Raw genomic sequence first — 23,092 nt, 5'->3', positions numbered from 1 at the left:
GGTTCGACTGCGTGTTCGACGATTTCTGCTCCTGATGGCGCATTGTCGAAATCGTTTTCGGTCTCCAGAGTGCGTGGTGTGGCAACGAAGCGCAACACCCAGTCGATCCGCGGACCGGTGGTCCCGTCCCGCGGGCCTCTCCGTCCACTCGGGACGGACGAGGTGCGCGTCACCGGTGGCTTCTGGGCTCCCCGGCAGCGGGTGAACGGCGAGGCGACGCTCGGCCACGCGCTGGAGTGGATGGACGAGCTGGGCTGGACCGGCAACTTCACCACCGTCGGCAACGGTTCCGGGTCACGGGAGCGCAAGGGCCGGGAGTTCTCCGACTCCGAGGTCTACAAGATCGTCGAGGCGATGTCGTGGGAACACGGCAGATCCGCGGACCCGGCACTCGACGCGCGCATCGACACGCTCACGTCCCAGATCGCCGCCGCCCAGGCCGAGGACGGCTACCTCAGCACGTCGTTCGGCCGGGACTGGCAACGGCCCCGCTACGGCGATCTGGCGTGGGGACACGAGCTCTACTGCGTCGGGCACCTGCTGCAGGCGGCGGTCGCCAGGACGAGGAACGCGGGCGCCGGGCCGTTGCTGGACGTCGCCCGCCGCGCCGCCGACCACGTCTGCGCGACGTTCGGGCCGGACGGCACCGGTGTCTGCGGGCATCCGGAGATCGAGACCGCGCTGGTGGAACTCGCGCGGCTGACGGGGGAGCAGCGCTACCTCGACCAGGCCGCGTCGTTCGTCGAGCGGCGCGGCTACCGCACCCTGCCCGCGCACGAGTTCGGCTGGTCCTACTTCAACGACGACATCCCGGTGCGCAAGGCGACAGTCCTGCGGGGACACGCGGTGCGCTCGCTGTACCTGGCGGCCGGAGCCGTGGACGTGGCCGTCGAGACCGGCGACGACGACCTGCTGGGAGCGGTGGCCGAGCAGTTCGACCGTGCGTGGGCACGCCGCACGCACATCACCGGCGGCATGGGGTCGCGGCACCAGGACGAGGCGTTCGGCGACGACTTCGTGTTGCCCCCCGACCGCGCGTACGCCGAAACGTGTGCGGGCGTGGCCACCGTCATGCTCGCCCAGCGCCTGCTCCTGGCCACCGGAGACAACCGCTACGCCGGTGTCGTGGACCGGGTGCTGCACAACCTGATCGCGGGCGCGATCGGCGATGACGGCCGGAGTTTCTTCTACGCCAACACGTTGCACCAGCGCACGATCGTCCAGACGCAGACCGACGGTGAACGGCTCGACGTCGGCGGACTCAGGGCGCCGTGGCGTGAGGTGTCGTGCTGCCTGCCGAACATCGCCCGGTTGCTGGCCAGCCTCTCGTCGTACCTCGTCACCGCTGACGACACCGGCCTGCGGCTGCACCAATACGCGGACTGCGAGGTGGAGACCAGGCTCGCCGACGGCCGCCAGGTCGGCATCGAGGTGCGCACGTCGTACCCGGAAGGCGGAGACGTGGCCGTGCGGGTGGCCAGGAGCGGCGGTCCCTGGTCCATCACCCTGCGCGTCCCCGACTGGGCGACCGGGGCGGTGCTCGTCGTGGATCACGAGCGCCGCCCGGTCGCACCAGGAGACGTCGTCCTGACCCGCGACTGGGCGGCGGGCCAGGAGATCCGGCTGGAGCTGCCGACGCAGCCCCGGTTCACCTGGCCGGATCCGCGCATCGACGCGGTGCGCGGCTGTGTCGCGGTCGAACGCGGGCCGCTCGTGCTGTGCGCCGAGTCGTTGGGGGAGAACGACCTCGACGCGCTGCGGGTCTGCGTCGGGCACACCCCGGAGCAGGCGGGCGACGGCGCGGTGGTGCGGGCCCGGTTCGAGTCCCTGCTCGATTCCTCCTGGCCGTACGGGGAACCGTCGGCGAGACCCGGCACGTCCGTCCCGCTGCACCTGACGCCTTACCACCGCTGGGCCCGCCGAGGCCCGTCCACCATGCGGGTCTGGCTTCCCTGCGCCTGACCACAGTCTCAAAGGAGAGACAGTGAAAGCGATGCTCGCGGCAGTCACACTGCTGCTGGCCACCGCCGCGTGCGGTGCGGAGAAAACCGGTGCCGCCGACGACGGTGCGACCCTCACGCTGTGGACCCGTGCGGCGACCGAGTCGGTGTCGAAGGCCTATGCCGACGCCTACAACGCCTCGCATCGCAACAAGGTCGAGGTCAGCGCGTATCCCAACGAGGAGTACCCGGCGAAGCTGGCCTCGGCCGCGGGTGCCAAGTCGTTGCCGGACCTCTTCGCCGCGGACGTGGTGTTCGCCCCGCAGTACGCGGCCCAGGGTCTGTGGGCCGATGTCTCCGAGCAGTTCAAGTCCTTGCCGTTCAAGGACTCCGTAGCCCCCTCCCACGTCCGTGCGGGAACGTGGGAGGGCCACAACTTCGCCGTGCCGCACACCATCGACCTGTCGGTGATGCTCTACAACAAGGACCTCTACACGAAGGCCGGCCTCGACCCGGAGAAGCCGCCGCGCACGCTCGTGGAGTTCGCCGAGCACGCCCGCAAGATCGACAAGCTCGGCGAGGACGTGCACGGCACCTACTTCGGCGGCAACTGCGGCGGGTGCATCGAGTTCACGCTCTGGCCCTCGGTGTGGGCCGCCGGCGGTGAGGTGCTGGACGACGACGGGCGGAGCGGGAAGGTCGACTCACCCGAGATGGCCGAGGTCTTCGCCGTGTACCGCGATCTCTACGACCAGGGCGTCGCGTCGCCCGCGTCGAAGGGCGAGGCGGGGCCGACCTGGCTCGGCGCGTTGCAGGGCGGGAAGGTCGGCATCGCACCCGGCCCGTCGGTCTGGCTCGACGCCATCGAGGCCAAGGGCGTGAAGACGGGTCTCGCGCCGATTCCCGGTGTCAACGGCGGCGAGTCCACGTTCCTCGGCGGTGACGCGATCGGCATCGGTGCCACGAGCGCGAAAACGCAACAGGCGTGGGACTTCCTGGCGTGGACGATGTCCGAGGAGGCCCAGGTCGAGGTGATCGCGAAACGCAAGGGCGTGCCGTTCCGCACCGACCTCGCGTCGAACAAGTACTCGTCGGCGGATCCGCGGCTGGTCACGGCCAACGGGCTGGTGGCCAAGGGGAAGACGCCGTACGCGCGCAACTTCAACGCCACGTTCAACGACCCGCAGGGGCCGTGGCTGACCACCGTGCGCGGCGCGTTGTTCGGCAACGCCAGCTCGGCGCTCATGGCCGGCAACGAGGCGATCACCAAGTCGCTGCGGCAGGAGTGAACCGTGCGCAGGCGAGCGGTGACCGGAGCCCTGTACGCCACACCCGCCGCGGTGCTGGTGGGGCTGTTCTTCGTGGTTCCGCTGCTGCTCGTCGGCTGGATGTCGCTGAACCGCTGGCCGTTGCTCGGCAAACCGAGGTTCAACGCGCCGGCCAACTACACCGGTGTCGTGGACAACGCGCTGCTGACGTCCGCGGCCTGGTTCACCGTCCGGTACACCGTGCTCATCACGGTGGCGCTGTTCGTGGTCGCGTTCGGACTCGCGTTGCTGGTGCAGAACAGGCGGAAGGGCGTGGGGTTCTTCCGTACCGCGTTCTTCCTGCCGATGGCGGTCGGGTTCGCCAGCGCCTCGCTGTTGTTCCTCGGGTTGCTGAGCGAGGAGATCGGTCCGTTCCCCGGCTCCGGTGACAGCCCGGCGCTGGGATCGGCCGTGCTGCTGGTGCTGTGGCGGTTCGCCGGGTTCAACATGCTGATCCTGCTGACCGGGCTGCAGGCGATCCCGCTCGACGTCTACGAGGCCGCGCGGATCGACGGTGCCACCCGCTGGCAGACGTTCCGGAGCATCACCGTGCCGATGATGCGGCCGACGATCGCGTTGGTGCTGACGATGATGACCACCGGGTCGCTGCTCGCGTTCGACCAGTTCTGGATCCTCACCAGGGGAGGCCCGGACAACAGCACCACCTCCCTGGTGATGGTGATCTACCGGGAGGCGTTCATCCGTCTCGACCTCGGTTCGGCGGCCGGGATCTCGGTCGTGCTGCTGGTGCTGCTCGCGCTGTTCAGCTCGGTCCAGCTCGCCGTCCTGCGCAGGAGGTCGGCATGAGGGCCTACTGGTTCACCGGTACCGCACTCGCGATCCTGTTCCTGTTCCCGCTGCTCTGGAGCGGGTGGGCGTCGGTGCGCACGGACACCGGGTTCGGCGTCGAGAACTACGTCCGGCTCTTCACCTCCGACAACGGCATCCAGCCGGTGCACGTGCTCAACAGCGTGCTGGTGAGCGCGATGACGGTCGGTGGCACGCTGGTCGTGGCCACGTTCGCGGGCTACGCGTTCGGACGGTTCCGCTTTCCCGGCCGGGACGTGCTCTTCCTGCTCACGCTCGCGATCCTGATGGTGCCGTACGCGACGATCCTGATCGCGCTGTACGTGCTGCTGGGCTGGCTCGGGCTGGAGGACTCGCTGATCGGCCTCAGCCTGGTGCTGATCGTGTTCCAGCTGCCGTTCTCGGTCTTCATGATGCGCAACAGCTTCGAGGCCGTGCCGATCGAACTGGAGGAGTCCGCCCGCGTCGACGGGTGCACGAGCTTCGGCACGCTGGTGCGGATCATGCTGCCCGCCGTACGACCCGGTCTGGTCACCGTCGGACTGTTCGCGTTCCTCGCGTCGTGGAGCGAGTTCTTCGCCCCGCTGATCCTGCTCAACTCCACCGGCAAGTTCACCGCCATCCTTGCCGTGGTCAACATGCGCACCGCCAGTCACGGCTCGATCGACTACGCCGCCCTGGAAGCCGGCGTGGTGTTCATGGCCGTGCCCTGCCTGGTGCTGTTCGCGTTCATGCAACGCAGCTACGTCCGGGGATTCACCTCGGGCGCCCTCAAGGGTTGAGGAGATCGAAATGATCCGGTTGTGGAAAGGATTCGTGGCCGCTCTCTTCGCGGCGGTGATGGCGGTCGGCGTGGCGGCTCCGGCCAGAGCGGACACGTGGAACCCGCCGGCGAACCTGGTCACCCCGCTCAACCAGGTGTGGCAGCACGTGGAGAGCACCTACGGGGACCTCTACGGCTTCCGCAACTACGGCTGGGACCAGCTGTTCACCAACGGCGGCTACCTGAACTTCTGCGTGCGCTGGGACTCGCCCCAGCCGGTGACGGCGCAGCAACGCGACGCGGTGCACGCGCAGCTCGCCCGGCAGTACAAGAAGTGGATGGACGCGATGGCGGGGCACAACAACTTCCCGTACGCGTCCGTGCCCATCAAGGTCGTCGGCTGGGCGGTGCGTGACCGCAACCAGCTGCAGTGGACCGACAACTCGGTCGACATCTACGTCAACGACATCAGGGAGAACGCGCCGCAGTGCTCGGAAGGGTGCGGCAGGTTCTTCAACCGCAACGGCTCGTACCCGCGCTGCCCCGGTGGCGTCGCGCGGCACTACGACCAGTCGTTGTGGCTCACGGCCGGCTTCGGCGGCGGGGCCGGCGGTGACTGGGGTCAGCGGATCGGCAGCGAGTACTTCATGGGCAACCTGAACTCGTCGGACGTGCACATCTTCCTGCACGAAGTAGGACATACGTTCGGTCTGGACGACTTCTACGACTGGACACCGAGCGGTGTCGACCGGTTCATCATGAAGGCGGGCAGCTCCACGGTGATCACCGAGTTCGACAAGTGGATGTTGCGTGACTGGTGGCGGCACCTGAAGAACCGGTACGGGTTCTGATGAGCCTCCCCTCTCGACGCACTGTGTTGCGTGCGGGCGCGTTCGCCGTTGCGGCGGCGGCGTTGCCCGCACGCGCGCTCGCCGCGGCACGCACCGACATCGGGGTGTCCGCCGAGCTGTTCCCGCTGGGCGCGGTGACCCTGCTGCCAGGACCGTTCCGGGACAACACCACCCGCACCCACGCCTACCTCAAGTTCCTCGATCCCGACCGGCTGCTGCACACGTTCCGTCGAAACGTGTCGTTGCCGTCGGACGTCGTCCCTTGTGGAGGGTGGGAGTCGCCCACCACCGAACTGCGCGGCCATTCGACGGGGCACGTGCTGACCGCGCTGGCCCAGGCGTACGCCACCACGGGTGACACGGCGTTCGCCACCAAGGCGACCTACCTGGTCGACCAGCTGGCGGCGTGCCAGGACCGGGCCAGGGCCGCCGGGTTCAGCACCGGCTACCTCTCGGCGTTCCCGGAGAGCTTCATCGGCCGGGTCGAGGCGCGCGAACAGGTCTGGGCGCCCTACTACACCCTGCACAAGATCATGGCAGGCCTGCTCGACGTGCACCTGCTCACCGGCAACGCACGGGCGCTGACCGTGCTCACCCAGAAGGCGTCGTGGACGGCCTGGCGCAACGGCAGGCTGACCTACGACCAGCGGCAGAACATGCTCGACACCGAGTTCGGCGGCATGAACGAGGTGCTGGCCAACCTCTACCAGGTGACCGGCGACCCGGCGCACCTCACCACCGCGCAGTACTTCGACCACGCGGAGATCTTCGACCCGCTGGCGCAGAACCGCGACGCGTTGAACGGCTATCACGCCAACACCCAGATCCCCAAGGCGATCGGTGCGATCCGTGAGTACCACGCGACGGGCACCACCAGGTACCGCGACATCGCGAGCAACTTCTGGGAGATCGTCACCGGTGCGCACAGCTACGCGATCGGCGGCAACTCCAACGGCGAGTACTTCAAGGCACCCGGCCGGATCGCCTCCGAACTGTCGGACAACACCTGCGAGTCCTGCAACTCCTACAACATGCTGAAGCTCACCGCGCAGCTGTTCCGGGGCAATCCCTCCGACGCGCGGTACTTCGACTTCTACGAGAAGACGCTCTACAACCACCTGCTGGGCGCGCAGAACCCGAACTCGGACCACGGCCACCACAGTTACTACACGCCGTTGCGACCTGGCGGAATACGGACGTACAGCAATGACTACAACGACTTCACCTGCTGCCACGGCACCGGGATGGAGACCAACACCGGGCACACCGGCCGGATCTACGCGCATTCGGGCAGCACGCTGTTCGTCAACCTGTTCATCGCCTCGACGGTGAGCTGGCGCGGGTTCACCGTGCGGCAGGAGACCTCGTTCCCGGAGACGGGGGCCACCAGGTTCACGATCACGGGTTCCGGCGCGTTCGAGTTGCGCGTGCGTGTTCCCAGCTGGGCCACAGGTGCGCAGATCCGGGTCAACGGAACGCCGCAGGCTTCGGTCACGCCGGGTTCGTACGCCCGGATCAACCGGACCTGGGCGAGCGGTGACGTGGTGGACGTCGACCTGCCGATGACGTTGCAGCGGGAGTCCACTCCGGACAACCGCACGGTGCAGGCGGTCAAGCACGGTCCGATCGTGCTGGCGGGCGCGTACGGCACGAACAACCTCTCGTCGATGCCTTCCCTGCAGCCGTCGACGATCAAGCCCACGTCGACGCCGTTGCAGTACACCGCCACGGCGAGCACGGGCCAGGTGACGCTGCTGCCGTTCTACAAGGTCCACGGGCAGCGCTACACCGTCTACTGGACCGTCGCCGCGGAGACACCATCGTTCATCGCGCACTACCCGTTCGACGGCAACGCGAACGACGCCACCGGCAACGGCTTCACCGCCACTCTCGCCGGCGGTACGGCCTGGACGACCGGCCGCACCGGGCAAGCGGTCGACCTGCCGGGCAACGGCGCGCACGTCGTGCTGCCCGCGGGCCTGCTCGCGAGCGCGACCGCGTTCACGATCGCCACCTGGGTCCGCCTGGACGCGGTGGCGACCTGGTCGCGGGTGTTCGACTTCGGTTCCGGCACCGGGGCCTACGCCTTCCTCACCCCGCGCAGTTCGGCGGGCGGAGCGAGGTTCGCCGTCACCACGGGCGGCGCGGGCGCGGAGCAGCAGATCAACGCACCGACGGCGCTTCCGCAGGGAGTGTGGACGCACGTCGCGGTGACGCAGAACGGCGATCTCGGCGTTCTGTACGTCAACGGTCTCGAAGTCGCGCGCAACTCGGCGATGACGTCGCGGCCCGGCAACACCACGCAGAACTGGATCGGGCGCTCCCAGTACGAAGGCGACCCGTTCCTCGACGGCGCTGTGGACTCGTTCCGCGTCCACGGCCGCGCTCTCACCGCCGCTGAGGTCGCGAACCTCCACTCCACCGGCACGTAAGGAGGATCGATGCGCGCCATCCTGCTGCGTACGTCCTTTCTGGCCGCCGCGATCACACTGCTCGCGGGCGTTGTCGTCGCAACGCCCGCGAGCGCGGCGAATCCGATCATCACCTCGATCTACACCGCCGACCCGGCCCCGCTGGTCGTCGGCAACACGATGTACGTCTACGCCGGACGGGACGAAGCCGCGTCCGGCCAGTCGAACTTCCTCATGCGCGAGTGGCGCGTGCTGTCCACCACCGACGCCGCCACCTGGACCGACCACGGCGCCAAGGCGAACATCGGCACGTTCCGCTGGGCGGGCGCCGACGCGTGGGCCAGCGAGGTCGAACCGCGGGGCGGCAAGTACTACTGGTACACCTCGGTCAACGGCAACGGCGCCGGGTGGATGGACATCGGCGTCGCGGTCGGCGACAGCCCGCTCGGACCGTTCACCGACGCCAAGGGCGGGCCGCTGATCAGTGACAGCACGCCCAACTCGTCCGGGCTCAACATCGACCCGACGGTCTTCACCGACGACGACGGCCAGGCCTACCTCTACTGGGGCAGCTACTGGGGCGCGCGGGCGGCGAAGCTCAAGCCGAACATGATCGAACTGGACGGCCCGGTCGTGACCCCGCAGGGTCTGGACAACTTCTGGGAAGCGCCGTTCATGTTCAAGCGCAACGGCCTCTACTACATGATCTACGCGGCCAACGACACCAACGGCTGCGTCACGTCGTCCAGCTACGCCTGCCAGCGCTACGCCACCGCCACCAGCCCGATGGGGCCGTGGACGCACCGCGGCGTGGTGCTCGGCCAGGTCTCGTCGACCACCAACCACGCGGGCGTCGCCCAGTTCAACGGCCAGTGGTACATGGTCTACCACAACGCGAACGCCCCCGGCGGCGGTGACTTCCGCCGGTCCGTGGCCGTGGACCTGTTGCGCTTCAACGCCGACGGCACGATGCAGCGCGTCACGCAGACCGCCACCGGTCCGCCGCCGAACCCCAGCACTCCACCGACCGGCAACATCGCGTTGAGCGCCACCGCGACCACGTCCTACGTGTCGCCGTGGGAGAACCTGTCCGCGGTCAACAACGGTGCCGCACCGGCAAGTTCGGCGGACCGGTCGAACCTGGTCTACGGCAACTGGCCCGAGCAGGGCACGCAGTGGCTCGAGTACACCTGGCCGTCCGCCAGATCGATCAACCGCACCGCCGTCTACTGGTTCGACGACGACCAGGGCATCGACCTGCCCGCGTCGTGCCGCGTGCAGTACTGGACCGGCAGCGCCTACGCCGACCTGCCCGGTTCGTGCGGGACGGCCGCGAACACCTTCAACACCCTCTCGTTCCCCACCGTGTCCACGACCCGGTTGCGGTTGAACATCACCGCGAAGACCGGCCTTTCGACGGGAGTCCTGGAATGGCAAGCATTCGCCGCCTGACGGCACCCGCGCTGGCCGTGGTGCTGATCGCGGGCGGGATGGCACCCGCCGCCTCGGCCGCGCAGCCCATCGGCTATCCGGCGTTCAACGGACCGTCGATCCCCGCGCCGCCGGTCGGGTACGACACCGGCAGCACCATGCGCGCGATCTACGACGCGGAAAGCTCCGGCACCGACTTCTGGATGGACCGCCTGCTGGCCCGTCCCGGCAACGACCCCGCCGGCAACTTCCTGATGACCCGCGGGCGCGGGTTGTTCATGTACACCCACAACCCCGCCGTGATCGGGTTCGGCGGCAGGTCCGCGTACTGGGACGACCTCAGCGGCCAGAACGCCTACTCGGTCGCCGTGTCGCCCGGCAACTTCACCGAGCAGGTGAACAACCGCGTGCAGAAACCCAGCCACTACCGGGGTGTCTTCACCAGCGGCTCGATCCGGGTGGAGATGACGAAGTTCATCACGCACAACAACGTGGCCGTGACGAACCTGGCGATCGTGAACACCGGCGGCTCGTCCGCGACGCTGCAGCTGCGCGCCACGTCTCCTTATGCGACTTCCGCGAGCGGCAACGAGCTGACCGGCAGCAGGCAGGTGAAGAACAACCTCACCACGATCCGGCCGCGCCTGTCGGGCGACGGGTTCGGGGTGAACAACGGCGGCCTGGACCGCTCGATCACCGTCGGTGCCGGGCAGACCGTCACCACCAAGGTGGCCATGGGCTTCCTGACGACCGAGATCCCGGAGTCGTCGACCGAGTACCAGTCCTATCGCGGGTACTCGCCGGAGACGGCGTTCGCCACCCACGTGCGCGCGTACAACCGTTGGTGGGCGGACAACATCCCGTACATCGACGTGCCCGACGCGGCGATCAAGAAGAACATCTACTACCGCTGGTGGCTGATGCGGTTCAACCACCTCGACGTCGACATCCCCGGTCAGGACTACCAGTTCCCGATCTCGGTCGAGGGCGCCACCGGCTACAACAACGCGATCGTGCTGACGCAGCCGATGCACATCGACGACCTGAAGTACCTGCGTGATCCCGTCTACTCCTCCGGACCGTGGCTGTCCGCCGGGCAGACGTCCAAGGGCGGCCGGTTCATGGACAACCCCGGCGACCCGGAGAACTGGTCGAACTCCTACACCCAGTACATCTCCGAGGCCGCGTGGCGCGCCTACCAGGTCCACGGCGGCCAGCCCGCGATCGCGGCACTGCTCGCGCGGTACGCGGAAGGTGACGCCAAGGGCCAGCTGTCGTTCTACGACACCAACAACAACGGTGTGATCGAGTACGACTGGGGTGCCCTCACCGGCAACGACGCCGACGCGGTGTCGTTCCACTGGCGGGAGGGCAGGATGGACCGCGCGGAGACGGCGTACGTGTGGAGCGGAGCCGTTGCCGCACAACAGGCCTACGCGCTGGCCGGCAACTCGGCCAAGGCCGCCGAGATGCAGGCGCTGGCCGACCGGATCCGGTCCGGCGTGATCAACACCCTGTGGAACCCGTCCCGGCAGCTGCTGGAGCACAAGCACGTCGCCACGAACGAGCACGTGCCGTGGAAGGAAATCAACAACTACTACCCGTTCTCGGTCGGCCTGATGCCGAACACCGACCAGTACAAGCAGTCGCTGCGGCTGTTCGCGGACCCGGCCGAGTACCCGGTGTTCCCGTTCTACACGGCCAACCAGCGGGACAAGGCGGCGGCCGCGGCAGCGGGCCACCCCGGTTCGAACAACTTCTCCACCATCAACTCGACCGTGCAGTTCCGGCTGTACTCCTCGGTGCTGCGCAACTACCAGAACCAGTGGATGAGCCCGGAGGACTACAAGAAGCTGCTGTACTGGAACACCTGGGCGCAGTACATCGGCGGCAACACGCAATGGCCGGACGCCAACGAGTTCTGGGCGGACTGGAACGGCAGCTCGATCCAGTACCGGTCGTGGATCCACCACAACATCCTCGGCAGCAGCAACTGGACCGTCGTCGAGGACGTCGCGGGGCTGCGGCCGCGCACCGACGGGCTGATCGAGCTGTCGCCGATCAACATCGGCTGGTCGCACTTCGCGGTCAACAACCTGCGGCACCGCAACACCGACCTGAGCGTGGTGTGGGACGACCCGTCCGACGGCGTGACCCGGTACAACGGTGTTCCGCAGGGTTATTCGGTGTACCTCAACGGCAGCCGCGCGTTCACGGTGGACCGGCTCACCCGCGTGCTCTACGACCCGGCGACCGGTCAGGTGACGCTGCCTTCCGGCGGTTCGGTGACCTACCAGACCTCGGTTCCCGCTGCGCGCGCTCCTCGTGACGTCGTGCAGAACAGCCCGCGCATGGTCGACGTGTTCGCCAAGGCGGGCGTGGACCTGACGTCGACCCGGCCGAACCTGGCGTCCGGTCCCTCGGCCTCCTACACCGCGTCCGGCACGTCGGTCGGTGCGGCAGTCGACGGGTTCCCGATCAACGAACCGATCTGGGGCACCTCCGGCTCACCGAACGCGACCGACTGGTTCGAGTTGAACTTCGGCCAGCAACGTTCGGTCAGCGAGGCACGGCTGTACTTCCGCGACGACCGCGCGGGCAACCGTTATCGGGCGCCGGCGTCGTACCAGGTCCAGTACTGGAACGGCAGCGGATGGGCCGACGTGGGCGGACAGGTGAAGACACCGGCCACGCCTCGTGCCAACTACAACCTCGCCCAGTTCACCCCGGTCAGCACGCAACGACTACGGGTGCAGATGACTCACGCCAGCGGTTTCAGGACCGGACTGACGGAGATGAAGATCTACTGAACAACCTCAAAGGACGTCAATGACAATCGCACGTCGTTTGACAGCGCTTGCGCTGTGTTTGGCCGCGGGCACGGGTTTCGCCACCGTGCCCGCGGTCGCGTTCGCGGAACCGTTGCCGCAGAACGCGGTCACGGTGCGCATCGACCCGTCGTACCAGCAGCCGGAGTTCGAGGGCTGGGGGACGAGCCTGGTGTGGTTCGCCAACATCACCGGCGGCTACCCCGAGCCGATCCGCCGCAAGCTCGTCGACCTGTTGTTCGGTGAGGACGGACTGCGCCTGAACATCGCGCGGTACAACATCGGCGGTGGCAACGCGCCGGACGTCCGCAGGGACTACATGAAGACCGGCGCGACGATGGAGGGCTTCTGGAAGGCTCCTCCCGGCACCACGCGCACCGACACCGACTGGTGGCGCGCGGACAACCCGGAGCACTGGAACTTCGCCGCGGACGCCAACCAGCGCTGGTGGATCGACCAGATCAAGCGCCAGGTGACGAGGTGGGAGGCGTTCAGCAACTCGCCGCCGTGGTTCCAGACCGTCAGCGGATACGTCTCCGGCGGGTTCGACGCGAACACCGACCAGATCCGCCGCGACCGCGTCGGCGACTTCGCCACCTACCTGGCGCGGGTGACCCAGGAACTGGAACGGGCGCACGGCATCAGGTTCGACACGCTCGCCCCGTTGAACGAGCCCAACACGAACTACTGGGGCACCCAGATCGGCCCGAACGGCCAGCCGACCGGTGGACGCCAGGAGGGCGCGCACGCCGGACCCGAGCTCCAGCAGGAGGTCCTGCTCGCGACGCGGCGGGCACTCGACGCGCTGCGATCGCGGGTCAAAGTGTCCGCAATGGACGAAACGAACCCCGGCACGTTCGTGCGCAACTGGAACGGGTACGGCCCGGCGCGGGACGTGATCGACCAGCTGAACGTGCACACCTACGGCACGGGCCAGCGCACCAGCGTCCGTGACATCGCCAAGGGCGCGAACGAGAAGCTCTGGATGAGCGAGGTCGAGGGCACCTGGGGCAACGGCACCACCGACTACACGGGCATGGAACCCGGTCTGGGCATGGCGACCCGGATGCTGGAGGACATCCGCGAGCTCGAACCGTCGGCCTGGGTGTTCTGGCAGCCGATCGAGGACTCGATCCCGCAGCAGGCCGCCGGCAAGAACTGGGGCAGCATCCACATCCCGTTCAACTGCACGGCGGCGGACACGCTGGAGTCGTGCCCGATCAAGACCAACTCCAAGTTCAACACCATCCGCAACTTCACCCACTTCGTCCGGCCGGGGGACCGGTTCGTCAAGACCGACGACCCGTCGAGCGTCGCCGCGGTGAAGCGCTTCGGCCTGGACGCGACGGTCGTGCACGTCAACAGCGGCAGCACCGACCGCTCGGTGACCCTCGACCTGTCGCGGTTCGGCCTCGTGTCGCCGCTGGCCAAGGTGACCCCGGTGGTCACGAACGCGGCCGGCGCCCTCGTGCGCGGCAAGCCCGTGCGGGTGACCGGAAAGTCGGCGACGCTCGCGGTCCCGGCGAAGTCCGTCACCACGTTCCTGGTCGACGGCGTGGCCGGGGTGTCCGGTGACGCCGCGCTGGTCCAGCCCGATCACGTGTACCGGATCGCCGCGAACGGCAAGTCGGTGCAGCCGTCCGACGACTGGTCGAAGGCGGTGCTGGGCACCTCCGACGCCACCAGCGCGCGTCAGCTGTGGTCGGTGCGGAAACTCGGGCTGGGCAACGGGAACCGGGAGCGCTACGAGATCGTCAACGCCGTGACCGGAACCCGGCTGGCCGCCGCGGGGGACGCCGTGGTGCTGCAGTCGGCCAGGGGCACCGAGGCCCAGTGGATCATGTCCACGACCGGTGACGGCAGCTGGACGTTCGTCAACGCCGCCACCGGCACGCTGCTCGACGGGACCGGCGAGACGGTGTCGGCCAGGACACCGACCTCGGGTGCGAGCCAACGCTGGACCCCGGTCGACGAGACCGTGCTGCGCACCCAGGACGCCGCCGTGTTCACGGTGCCCAAGCTGCGGCCGGTGCTGCCGCAGACCGTGACGCCGGTGTACCCGGACGGCGCCCGAGGCTCACTGCCGGTGGTGTGGAACCTGCCGCCGGACTGGTCGTGGCAGCAGCCCGGCACGGTTCGCGTGCACGGCACGGCGACGGACGTGCTCGGGCGCAAGCTGCCCGCGCTCGCCGTGGTCACCGTCGACACGATCGCCTCGACGCTGCCCGCCCGCGCGAAGACCTACGTCGGCGGACGGCCCGACCTGCCCGCCACCGTCACCGGCATCGGCAAACGCGGCGGCAAGGCGGAACTCCCCGTCACGTGGGACTCCGCCGTGTTCGACCACGTCGGCACGGTGACGGTGACCGGACGCGCCCAGGTCGTCGACGGCACCACGGTGGCCGCGACGGCGGTCGTCCAGGTGACCGAGCCCGTCGAGGTGAACGCGGCGCTGGACGCGGCCGTCACGGCGACCTACACCGAGTCCGGCTATGCCGCGGAACGGCTGCGCAACGGCGTCACGGACGAGAAGGCGTGGTCGAACTGGCGGTCCGGCACCAAGAACCCGGCCGACACGATCACGTTCACGTTGCCGAAGATCCGTGATCTGACGCGGGTCGCCGTGCATTCCTACCGCGACGGCGAAGGCGGCATCGCCAAGAGCCTCAAGGTGCAGGTGCGCACGGCGGACGGTGCGTGGGTCGACGCGAGCGGCGAGGTCGAGGTGACCGCGCTGCGGACGGAGGTCGTGCTGAACCCGTCACCTCCGGCGACCGCGGTGCGGGTCGTCCTCACCGCGCGCCCGTCCGGGTACCTGACTCTCGCCGAGATCGAAATCCTGGCCAAGTCCCCTGCTGCCTGACGACACGCGGGGACCCTTCGTGCAGTCAGGGTGAACGAAAGCTCCCCGCGTGCACTTCCGCCTGGGGATTCGGGGTCGAATCGATTCGAAATAGTCAGTGCTGATTGAAATAAATGGTGCGCCGCCGGACACTTCGCGGAAATAGCCGAGAAGGGAATTCTCGATGCGGAGAGCTCTCGCAGGCGCACTCGCGGCGGTGACCATGTCCGCGCTCGTCGTGGTGGCACACACGACGGGCGCGGGCCACACCGCGGCCGCGGCTGAGACTTACTCGTGGGGCAACGTCGACATCGCGGGTGGCGGGTTCGTGCCCGGCATCGTGTTCAACCAACGCGAACCGAACCTGGTCTACGCGCGCACGGACATCGGTGGCGCGTATCGGTTGAATCCCCAGACGAACAGATGGATCCCGTTGCTCGACCACGTCGGCCTCGACAACTGGGGACTGAACGGCGTCGCGAGCCTCGCGACCGACGCCGTCGACCCGAACCGCGTGTACGTCGCCGCCGGCATGTACACGAACAGCTGGGATCCCAACAACGGCGCGATCCTGCGTTCGTCCGACCGGGGCACCACCTGGCAGACCACGCCGCTGCCGTTCAAGGTCGGCGGCAACATGCCCGGCCGCGGCATGGGGGAGCGGCTCGCGATCGACCCCAACCGCAACAGCGTGCTGTACTTCGGCGCGCCGAGCGGTAACGGCCTGTGGCGCAGCACGGACTTCGGTGCCACGTGGAGCAAGGTCACGGCGTTCCCCAACGCCGGCAACTACGCCCAGGACCCCAGTGACCCCAACGGTTATCTCAGCGACAACCAGGGCGTGCTGTGGGTGACCTTCGATCCGCGCACCGGGAGCGCCTCGACGGCGACGCAGACGATCTACGTGGGCGTGGCCGACAAGCAGAACAACGTCTACCGCAGCACGAACGGCGGCACGACGTGGGAACGCGTGGCGGGACAGCCCACCGGTTTCCTGCCCCACAAGGGAGTTCTGCAGGGCGACACGCTCTACCTCGCCACCAGCGACACCGGCGGTCCGTACGACGGTGCCAAGGGTGACGTCTGGAAGCTGAACACCGCGACCGGCGCGTGGACGCAGATCAGTCCCGTGCCGTCGAGCAGCGCCGACAACACGTTCGGCTACAGCGGTCTGACCGTCGACCGCAAGAAGCCCGGCACGCTCATGGTCGCCACCCAGATCGCGTGGTGGCCGGACGTGACCTTCTTCCGCAGCACCGACTACGGCGCCACGTGGACGCGGATCTGGGACTGGACGAGCTACCCGAACCGCAGCTTCCGCTACAAGATGGACATCAGCGCGTCGCCGTGGCTCGACCTCGGCGCGAACCCCGCGCCGCCGGAGGTCTCGCCGAAGCTCGGCTGGATGACCGAGTCGCTGGAGATCGACCCGTTCAACTCCGACCGGATGATGTACGGCACCGGTGCCACGCTCTACGGCACCACCGACCTCACCGCGTGGGATCGCGGCACCCAGCTCACCATCAGGCCGATGGCCGCCGGGCTCGAGGAGACCGCGGTGATCGACCTGATCAGCCCGCCGTCCGGACCGCCGTTGATCAGCGCACTCGGTGACATCGGCGGCTTCCGGCACGACCGGCTGGACGCGGTGCCGGCCAGAACTTTCAACCAGCCGTACTTCACCACCACGCGCAGCCTGGACTTCGCCGAGCTCAGCCCCGCGACGATCGTGCGGGTCGGTGACTTCGACAAGACCAGCAGGCCCAACGACAACCGGGTCGGGTTCTCGACCGACGGCGGCGCGAACTGGTTCCAGGGCCAGGAACCGGGCGGGGTCACCGGTGGCGGCACGGTCGCGGCGGCGGCCGACGGCAGCAGGTTCGTCTGGAGTCCGGCGGGCACCGGCGTGCACCACGCGACCGGGTTCGGCAACTCGTGGACGGCGTCGACCGGCATCCCGGCGGGCGCGGTCGTGCGGTCGGACCGGGTGAACCCGATGAAGTTCTACGGCTTCGCCGCGGGGAAGTTCTACGTGAGCACCAACGGCGGTGCCTCGTTCACCGTGACGGCCGCGACCGGGCTGCCCCAGTCGGCGCAGTTCAAAGCCGTGGCGGGCAAGGAAGGCGACATCTGGCTCGCGGGCCAGGGCGGGTTGTGGCGGTCCACGGACTCCGGCGCGAGCTTCGCGAAGGTCTCCGGCGTGACGAGCTCGCTCAACATCGGGTTCGGCAAGGCCGCACCGGGACGCGCGTACCCGGCGCTGTACCTGATCGGCGAAACCGGTGGTGTCAAAGGCGTCTTCCGGTCCGACGACACGGGCGCGAGCTGGGTGCGGATCAACGACGACCGGCACCAGTACGGCAACATCCAGGACGCGATCACCGGCGACCCGCGGGTGTACGGCCGCGTCTACCTCGGCACGAACGGCCGCGGTGTCGTGCTCGGGGAGATGACCGGAACTCCGCCCATCACAACGACCACGACGACGACAACCACGACGACGACGACGACCACCACCACCACCACCACGACCACGGGCCCGCCGCCGGGCACCGGCTGTGCGGTGAAGTACACGGTGTCGACCCAGTGGCAGAACGGGTTCCAGGGGGCCGTCGACATCACCAACACCGGCACGACCACCGTCGACGGCTGGACGCTGAAGTGGACCTTCGCGAACGGCCAGGTGATCAGCCAGCTGTGGAACGGCAAGCTCACCCAGACCGGTGCCGCGGTGGCCGTCGCGGACCAGGGCTACAACAAGGAGATCAAGCCGAACACCACCGTCGGCTTCGGGTTCACCGCCTCCTGGGCGGGGACGAACGCGAAACCGGTGGCGTTCACGCTCAACGATCGGCCATGCGCGGTGCCGTGATCGTGCTGCCCCGATCCGTGAGGTGCGGGTCGAGCAGTCGTACCTCGGACGACTGCTCGCCCGCCAGGCGGCGCATCAGCATCCGCACCGCGATGGCGCCGACCTCCTCCGCCGGTACCGCGATCGACGTGAGCGGCACCGGCTGGGAGGCGGCGATGACGTCCGGGCACAGCGCGATCACCGACAGGTCCTCCGGCACCCGGCGATCCCGGCGCCGCAGCTCCAGCACGACGTCCGCGAGCACCGCCTCGTTGTGCACCACCAGCCCGGTGATCCCGGCTTCCGGCCGCAGCAGCTTGTCCAGACAGGAGCTCAACGACGCGTAGGTAGGCGCACATGGATGCACGTGGACCGTCACGCCGCGTTGTTGCGCGCACTTGGCGAACCCCGACAGGAACCGCGTCGCGTAGCCGGTCCTGCGTTCGTAGACGGCCGGGGGAGAGCCGATGAAGCCGACCTTGCGGTGCCCGAGGTCGGCCAGGTGCGCCACCGTCCGCGCGCCGCTCGCGCTGAAGTCGAGGTCGACGCAGTTGAGCCCGGCGGAGTCGGCGGGCACGCCCACCAGCACGACCGGCACCTCCAGCTCGCGCAGGGCCGGGATGCGCGGGTCGTGCGCCTCCACGTCCATCACGATCACCGCGTCCGCCCGCGCGGACGCGATCACCCGGTGCACCTCGTCGGCACCGGACTCCTTCGTGAGCAACAGGACGTCGTAGTCGTGCTCGCGGGCCGTGGTGACGATCGACGACACGAACTGCATGATCACCGGCAGGTTGAGGTCCGTCCGGAGTGGAACGACGAGCGCGAGGACGTTCGTGCGGCTGCTGGCCAGCGCCCTGGCTCCCGCGTTCGGGTGGAAGCCCAGTTCCCGGATGCTGCGGCGCACGCGCTGCGACGTCGCCGTCGAGATCGGACGCTTGCCGCTGAGCACGTACGACACGGTGCTGACGGACACGCCGGCGTGCTTGGCGACGTCCTTGATGGTGATCAACCGGCCTCCAGTGCGCGCGTCGTTGTCGCCGCAACTTTAGCGCCTGGGCCTGACCGTCCCGGCGTTTCGACGTCGAACGCAGGTCGAAAAAAACGCCGGCCGCGCATCGATTCATTCGACGCTAATGTTTCGGTCGTTGAAACGTTTCGATTCTGGAGGTAAAGCTCCATGAACAAGTTCACCCGCGTGCTGATGGCGGTTCTCGCCGCGGCACTGGCGTTTTCACTGGGCGCGCCGACCGCGTCCGCGGCCGCCTGGTCCTCCTCGGACCGGTGGGGCACCTGGAACAACGGCGGCTACGTCGTCCGCAACAACATCTGGGGCAACGGCGCCGGTCCGCAGTCGATCTGGGCCAACTCCTACAGCAATTGGGGCGTGTGGGCGAACCACCCCAACACCGGCGGGGTGAAGTCCTACCCGCACGCGGGCAAGGCGCTGAACAAGAGGCTCAGCGCGATCGGCTCGCTCACGAGCAATTTCAACGTCAGCGTGCCCGGCTCGGGCGCCTACACGACCACATATGACATCTGGGCCAACAACAACGCCTACGAGGTCATGATCTGGATGAACAAGACCGGCCCGGTCGGCGCGATCGGCTCGCGTCAGGGCACGTTCTCCGTCGGCGGGCACACCTGGGACGTCTACCGCGGTTCCAACGGCGCCAACGCGGTGTTCTCGTTCCTGCGCACGTCCAACACGTCGTCCGGCTCGGTCGACCTCAAGGCCGTCATGAACTGGATCCGCACCCGCGGCTGGTGGGGTGACGTGACGGTCGGCGAGGTCCAGTTCGGCTACGAGATCACGTCGTCGAGCGGTGGCCTGAACTTCACGACCAACAGCTACTCGGTCTCGGGCGGGTGACCGGCGATGAGGCGGACCACGCTGCCGGTGCTGCTCGCGGCGATCCTCGTGGCGGGCACCGTTCCGGCGCTCGCGGACGAACCGGCGGTCGCCACCGATCGCGGACTCGTCAGCATCCGGTCGGTCCACGGCGGCGGCAACTTCGTGTCGTGGCGGCTGCTCGGCTCCGACGCCGCTGATGTGGCGTTCGACGTCTACCGCGACGGTGTGAAGGTCAACCGCACGCCGGTGACGACGGCGACGAGCTATCTCGACGCGGGCGCGCCCGCGACCGCGTCCTACTCGGTGCGGCGGCTGGGCGGAGGCGTGGAACCGGCGGCGGTCACGCGTTCCGTCGGCACGCTGGCGACGAGCCAGGACGTGCCACTGCAGATCCCGGCGTCCGGCTACGTGGCGAACGACGCGTCGGTCGCCGACCTGGACGGCGACGGCCAGTACGAGTTCGTCCTCAAGTGGGATCCCGCTGACGCCAAGGACAACTCGCAGGCGGGCCGCACGGGCAACGTGTACCTGGACGCCTACAAGCTCAACGGCACCCGGTTGTGGCGCATCGACCTCGGCCGCAACATCCGCGCGGGCGCGCACTACACCCAGTTCCAGGTCTTCGACTACGACGGCGACGGCAGAGCCGAGGTCGCCGTGAAGACCGCGGACGGCACGCGGTCCGGCACCGGGCAGGTGATCGGCAACGCGAACGCCGACCACCGCAACAGCGACGGCTACGTCCTGACCGGGCCGGAGTTCCTCTCGGTGTTCCGCGGCACCGACGGCGCGGTGCTCGACACGGAGAACTACGTGCCACCGCGCGGCAACGTCTCGTCGTGGGGTGACAACTACGGCAACCGGGTCGACCGGTTCCTCGCCGGAACGGCCTATTTGGACGGTGCGCGGCCGAGCATCGTCATGGCGCGCGGGTACTACACCCGCAGCGTGATCTCGGCGTGGGACTTCCGCGGCGGACAGCTCACGCAGCGCTGGACGTTCGACTCGGCGACCCAGTCGAACCGCTCGGCCTGGGAGGGCAAGGGAAACCACCAGCTCTCGATCGCCGACGTGGACGGCGACGGTCGCGACGAGATCATCTACGGCTCGATGGCGATCGACGACAACGGCCGGGGCCTGTGGCAGAACGGCACCCACCACGGCGACACCCTGCACGTCGGCGACTTCATCCCGTCCAGGCCGGGCCTCGAGGTCTTCAAGCCGTCGGAGCACACGAACGAGGTCACGCACTGGATGGGCGACGCCCGGACCGGCCAGATCATCTGGAGCGCGCCGTCGTGCGGCTGTGACAACGGCCGTGCGGTCGCCGCGGACATCTGGGCCGGCAACCCCGGTGCGGAGGCGTGGTCGGCCTCGGTGGGCGGGCTGCGGTCCGCCACCACGGGCGCCCAGGTCGCCGCGCGGAAACCAGGTTCGACCAACTTCGTGATCTGGTGGGACGGCGACGCGCAGCGCGAGTTGCTGAACGGCACCACGATCGACAAGTACGGCCCCAACGGTGACACGCGGCTGCTCACCGGTTCGGGCGTGGCCTCCAACAACGGCACCAAGTCCACGCCGGCGTTGCAGGCGGACATCCTCGGCGACTGGCGCGAGGAGGTCGTCTGGCGGACCTCGGACAGCCGGGCGTTGCGGATCTACTCGACCACCGAGCCGACGACGATCCGGCGGCCCTCGCTGATGGAGGACCGGCAGTACCGGGAGGCGGTGGCCTGGCAGAACACCGCCTACAACCAGCCGCCGCACCCGAGCTTCGCCTCGCCCTGACGGCTTCCCCGGACAACTGAACACCGAATCCGCGGACGGATCGCCCGTCCGCGGATTCAGCCTGCCCGCGCTTTTGTGGCTGATTTATATCCGTGAATTGCACGCTTTTCACCGTTGTGAATCTTCGTTGATTTCATTGCTATTCGGAAAGTTGGTGCGTTAGCTTGCGTGGGAGCGTTCCCAGATCCCTGCAATTCGCACCTGGGGAGAACCCTGATGAAATCGAAGTACATTGGCGCGGCATTGGTCGCGTGCCTGGCGTCGCCGTTACCCGCGTCCGCCGCCGACACCGTGCTGTACGTGTCACCCAGCGGTAAGGACGGTGCCGCCGGCACGATCTCGGCCCCGACCACGCTGACCTCGGCGATCACCCGCATCGCCGCGGGCGGCACCATCTACCTGCGCGGCGGCACCTACAGCCAGGCCATGACCGTGACGATTCCGCCGAGCAACAACGGCACGGCGAGCGCCCGCAAGAAGCTGACCGCCTACCAGTCCGAGAAGCCGGTGCTGAACTTCTCGGCGCAGACCGAGGACCCGGCGAACCGCGGCCTGGCGGTCAACGGCTCGTACTGGCACGTCTACGGCATCACCGTGGAACGGGCCGGCGACAACGGCATCTTCGTCGGCGGCAGCAACAACATCATCGAGCGCACGATCACCCGGTTCAACCGCGACACCGGCCTGCAGCTCTCCCGGATCGCGTCCACCACCCCGAAGAACCAGTGGCCGGCCAACAACCTGATCCTCAGCGCCGAGTCGCACGACAACCGCGACTCCGACGGTGAGGACGCCGACGGGTTCGCCGCGAAGCTGACCGTCGGCTCCGGCAACATCTTCCGGTACGCGGTGTCGCACAACAACATCGACGACGGCTGGGACCTCTACACCAAGTCCGACACCGGCGCGATCGGCCCGGTCACCATCGAGGACTCGCTGGCCTACAAGAACGGCACGCTGAGCAACGGCGGCCAGGCGGGCAACGGCGACCGCAACGGGTTCAAGCTCGGCGGCGAGGACATCGCCGTGCCGCACGTCGTCCGCCGCACCATCGCGTTCGACAACGGCAAGCACGGCTTCACCTACAACCGCAACCCCGGCGCGATGGCCGTGTCGAACAACCTCAGCATCGACAACGACGAGCGCAACTTCTCGTTCGACGCGGGCAGCACGGTGTACCGCGGCAACACCTCGTGCCGCAGCAGCACGGGCTCCAACGACAAGACCATCGGCAACGCCGACAGCTCCAACCAGTTCTGGACGGGCACCAACGGCTCGCGTTGCTCGGGTTACACCGGCGCTCTCGGCTGGTCGTTCGCCTCGGACGGCAAGCTGCGCGTGACCCTCGGCGGCAAGCCCGTCACCCTGTAACCGCGCTGCTCGCTTGCCCGCGCCTTGCCATGGGGGGCACATTCATG

14 protein-coding genes are annotated in these 23,092 nt (G+C 68.3%); 13 read left to right on the top strand and 1 reads right to left on the bottom strand.

Annotation, left to right across the window (positions count from 1 at the left end; all coding sequences use genetic code 11):
- Positions 1-78 precede the first annotated feature (78 nt).
- The 10 genes from B0F77_RS21145 to B0F77_RS21100 all read left to right on the top strand — a co-directional run bounded on the left by B0F77_RS21145 (position 79) and on the right by B0F77_RS21100 (position 18,052).
- Positions 79-1,962: a glycoside hydrolase family 127 protein gene (locus B0F77_RS21145; RefSeq protein WP_086664681.1), complete on the top strand. Its 1,884-nt coding sequence runs from the start codon at positions 79-81 to the stop codon at positions 1,960-1,962.
- Positions 1,963-1,993: 31 nt separating this feature from the next.
- The gene (locus tag B0F77_RS21140; RefSeq protein WP_086664775.1) at positions 1,994-3,229 is read left to right on the top strand and encodes an ABC transporter substrate-binding protein; all 1,236 of its coding nucleotides are present in this window, start codon (positions 1,994-1,996) and stop codon (positions 3,227-3,229) included.
- Positions 3,230-3,232: 3 nt separating this feature from the next.
- Positions 3,233-4,054 carry a carbohydrate ABC transporter permease gene (locus tag B0F77_RS21135; RefSeq protein ID WP_211293909.1) on the top strand — a complete coding sequence of 274 codons (822 nt, stop codon included), beginning with the start codon at positions 3,233-3,235 and terminating at the stop codon, positions 4,052-4,054.
- A complete protein-coding gene (locus B0F77_RS21130) occupies positions 4,051-4,836 on the top strand; it encodes a carbohydrate ABC transporter permease (RefSeq protein WP_086664680.1) in 786 nt (261 codons plus the stop codon). The genes B0F77_RS21135 and B0F77_RS21130 overlap by 4 nt, the downstream gene beginning before the upstream one ends.
- 10 nt (positions 4,837-4,846) lie before the next feature.
- Positions 4,847-5,668, top strand: a complete 822-nt coding sequence (locus B0F77_RS21125) for a hypothetical protein (protein ID WP_086664679.1) — start codon at positions 4,847-4,849, stop codon at positions 5,666-5,668.
- Positions 5,668-8,100, top strand: coding sequence for a glycoside hydrolase family 127 protein (locus B0F77_RS21120; protein ID WP_086664678.1), 2,433 nt, complete (start codon positions 5,668-5,670; stop codon positions 8,098-8,100). The genes B0F77_RS21125 and B0F77_RS21120 overlap by 1 nt, the downstream gene beginning before the upstream one ends.
- Before the next feature lie 9 nt (positions 8,101-8,109).
- Entirely contained in the window at positions 8,110-9,531 is a 1,422-nt protein-coding gene (locus tag B0F77_RS21115) for a glycoside hydrolase family 43 protein (RefSeq protein WP_086664677.1), read from the top strand.
- Entirely contained in the window at positions 9,510-12,320 is a 2,811-nt protein-coding gene (locus tag B0F77_RS21110; protein ID WP_086664676.1) for a discoidin domain-containing protein, read from the top strand. Before B0F77_RS21115 ends, B0F77_RS21110 begins: the two co-directional genes overlap by 22 nt.
- 19 nt (positions 12,321-12,339) lie before the next feature.
- Positions 12,340-15,201, top strand: coding sequence for an RICIN domain-containing protein (locus B0F77_RS21105; RefSeq protein ID WP_086664675.1), 2,862 nt, complete (start codon positions 12,340-12,342; stop codon positions 15,199-15,201).
- Between the two features lie 163 nt (positions 15,202-15,364).
- A complete protein-coding gene (locus B0F77_RS21100) occupies positions 15,365-18,052 on the top strand; it encodes a cellulose binding domain-containing protein (RefSeq protein WP_086664674.1) in 2,688 nt (895 codons plus the stop codon).
- Here the strand turns inward: B0F77_RS21100 and B0F77_RS21095 are convergent.
- The gene (locus B0F77_RS21095) at positions 18,024-19,043 is read right to left on the bottom strand and encodes a LacI family DNA-binding transcriptional regulator (RefSeq protein ID WP_086664673.1); all 1,020 of its coding nucleotides are present in this window, start codon (positions 19,041-19,043) and stop codon (positions 18,024-18,026) included. The two genes, B0F77_RS21100 and B0F77_RS21095, sit on opposite strands and share 29 nt — an antisense overlap.
- Before the next feature lie 168 nt (positions 19,044-19,211).
- Between B0F77_RS21095 and B0F77_RS21090 the strand changes: the two genes are divergently transcribed.
- The 3 genes from B0F77_RS21090 to B0F77_RS21080 all read left to right on the top strand — a co-directional run bounded on the left by B0F77_RS21090 (position 19,212) and on the right by B0F77_RS21080 (position 23,045).
- Positions 19,212-19,904, top strand: coding sequence for a GH12 family glycosyl hydrolase domain-containing protein (locus B0F77_RS21090; RefSeq protein WP_086664672.1), 693 nt, complete (start codon positions 19,212-19,214; stop codon positions 19,902-19,904).
- Between the two features lie 6 nt (positions 19,905-19,910).
- Positions 19,911-21,674, top strand: a complete 1,764-nt coding sequence (locus tag B0F77_RS21085) for a rhamnogalacturonan lyase (RefSeq protein WP_086664671.1) — start codon at positions 19,911-19,913, stop codon at positions 21,672-21,674.
- 216 nt (positions 21,675-21,890) lie between these two features.
- Positions 21,891-23,045 (top strand): right-handed parallel beta-helix repeat-containing protein, encoded by a 1,155-nt coding sequence (locus B0F77_RS21080; protein ID WP_086664670.1) that lies wholly within the window; start codon positions 21,891-21,893, stop codon positions 23,043-23,045.
- The last annotated feature ends 47 nt before the right edge of the window (positions 23,046-23,092 follow it).

The organism is Lentzea kentuckyensis (assembly GCF_002150765.1).
GTDB lineage: Bacteria > Actinomycetota > Actinomycetes > Mycobacteriales > Pseudonocardiaceae > Lentzea > Lentzea kentuckyensis.
The sequence above is the reverse complement of the archived record's forward strand: the minus strand, read 5'-3'. Positions and strand labels throughout refer to the sequence as shown.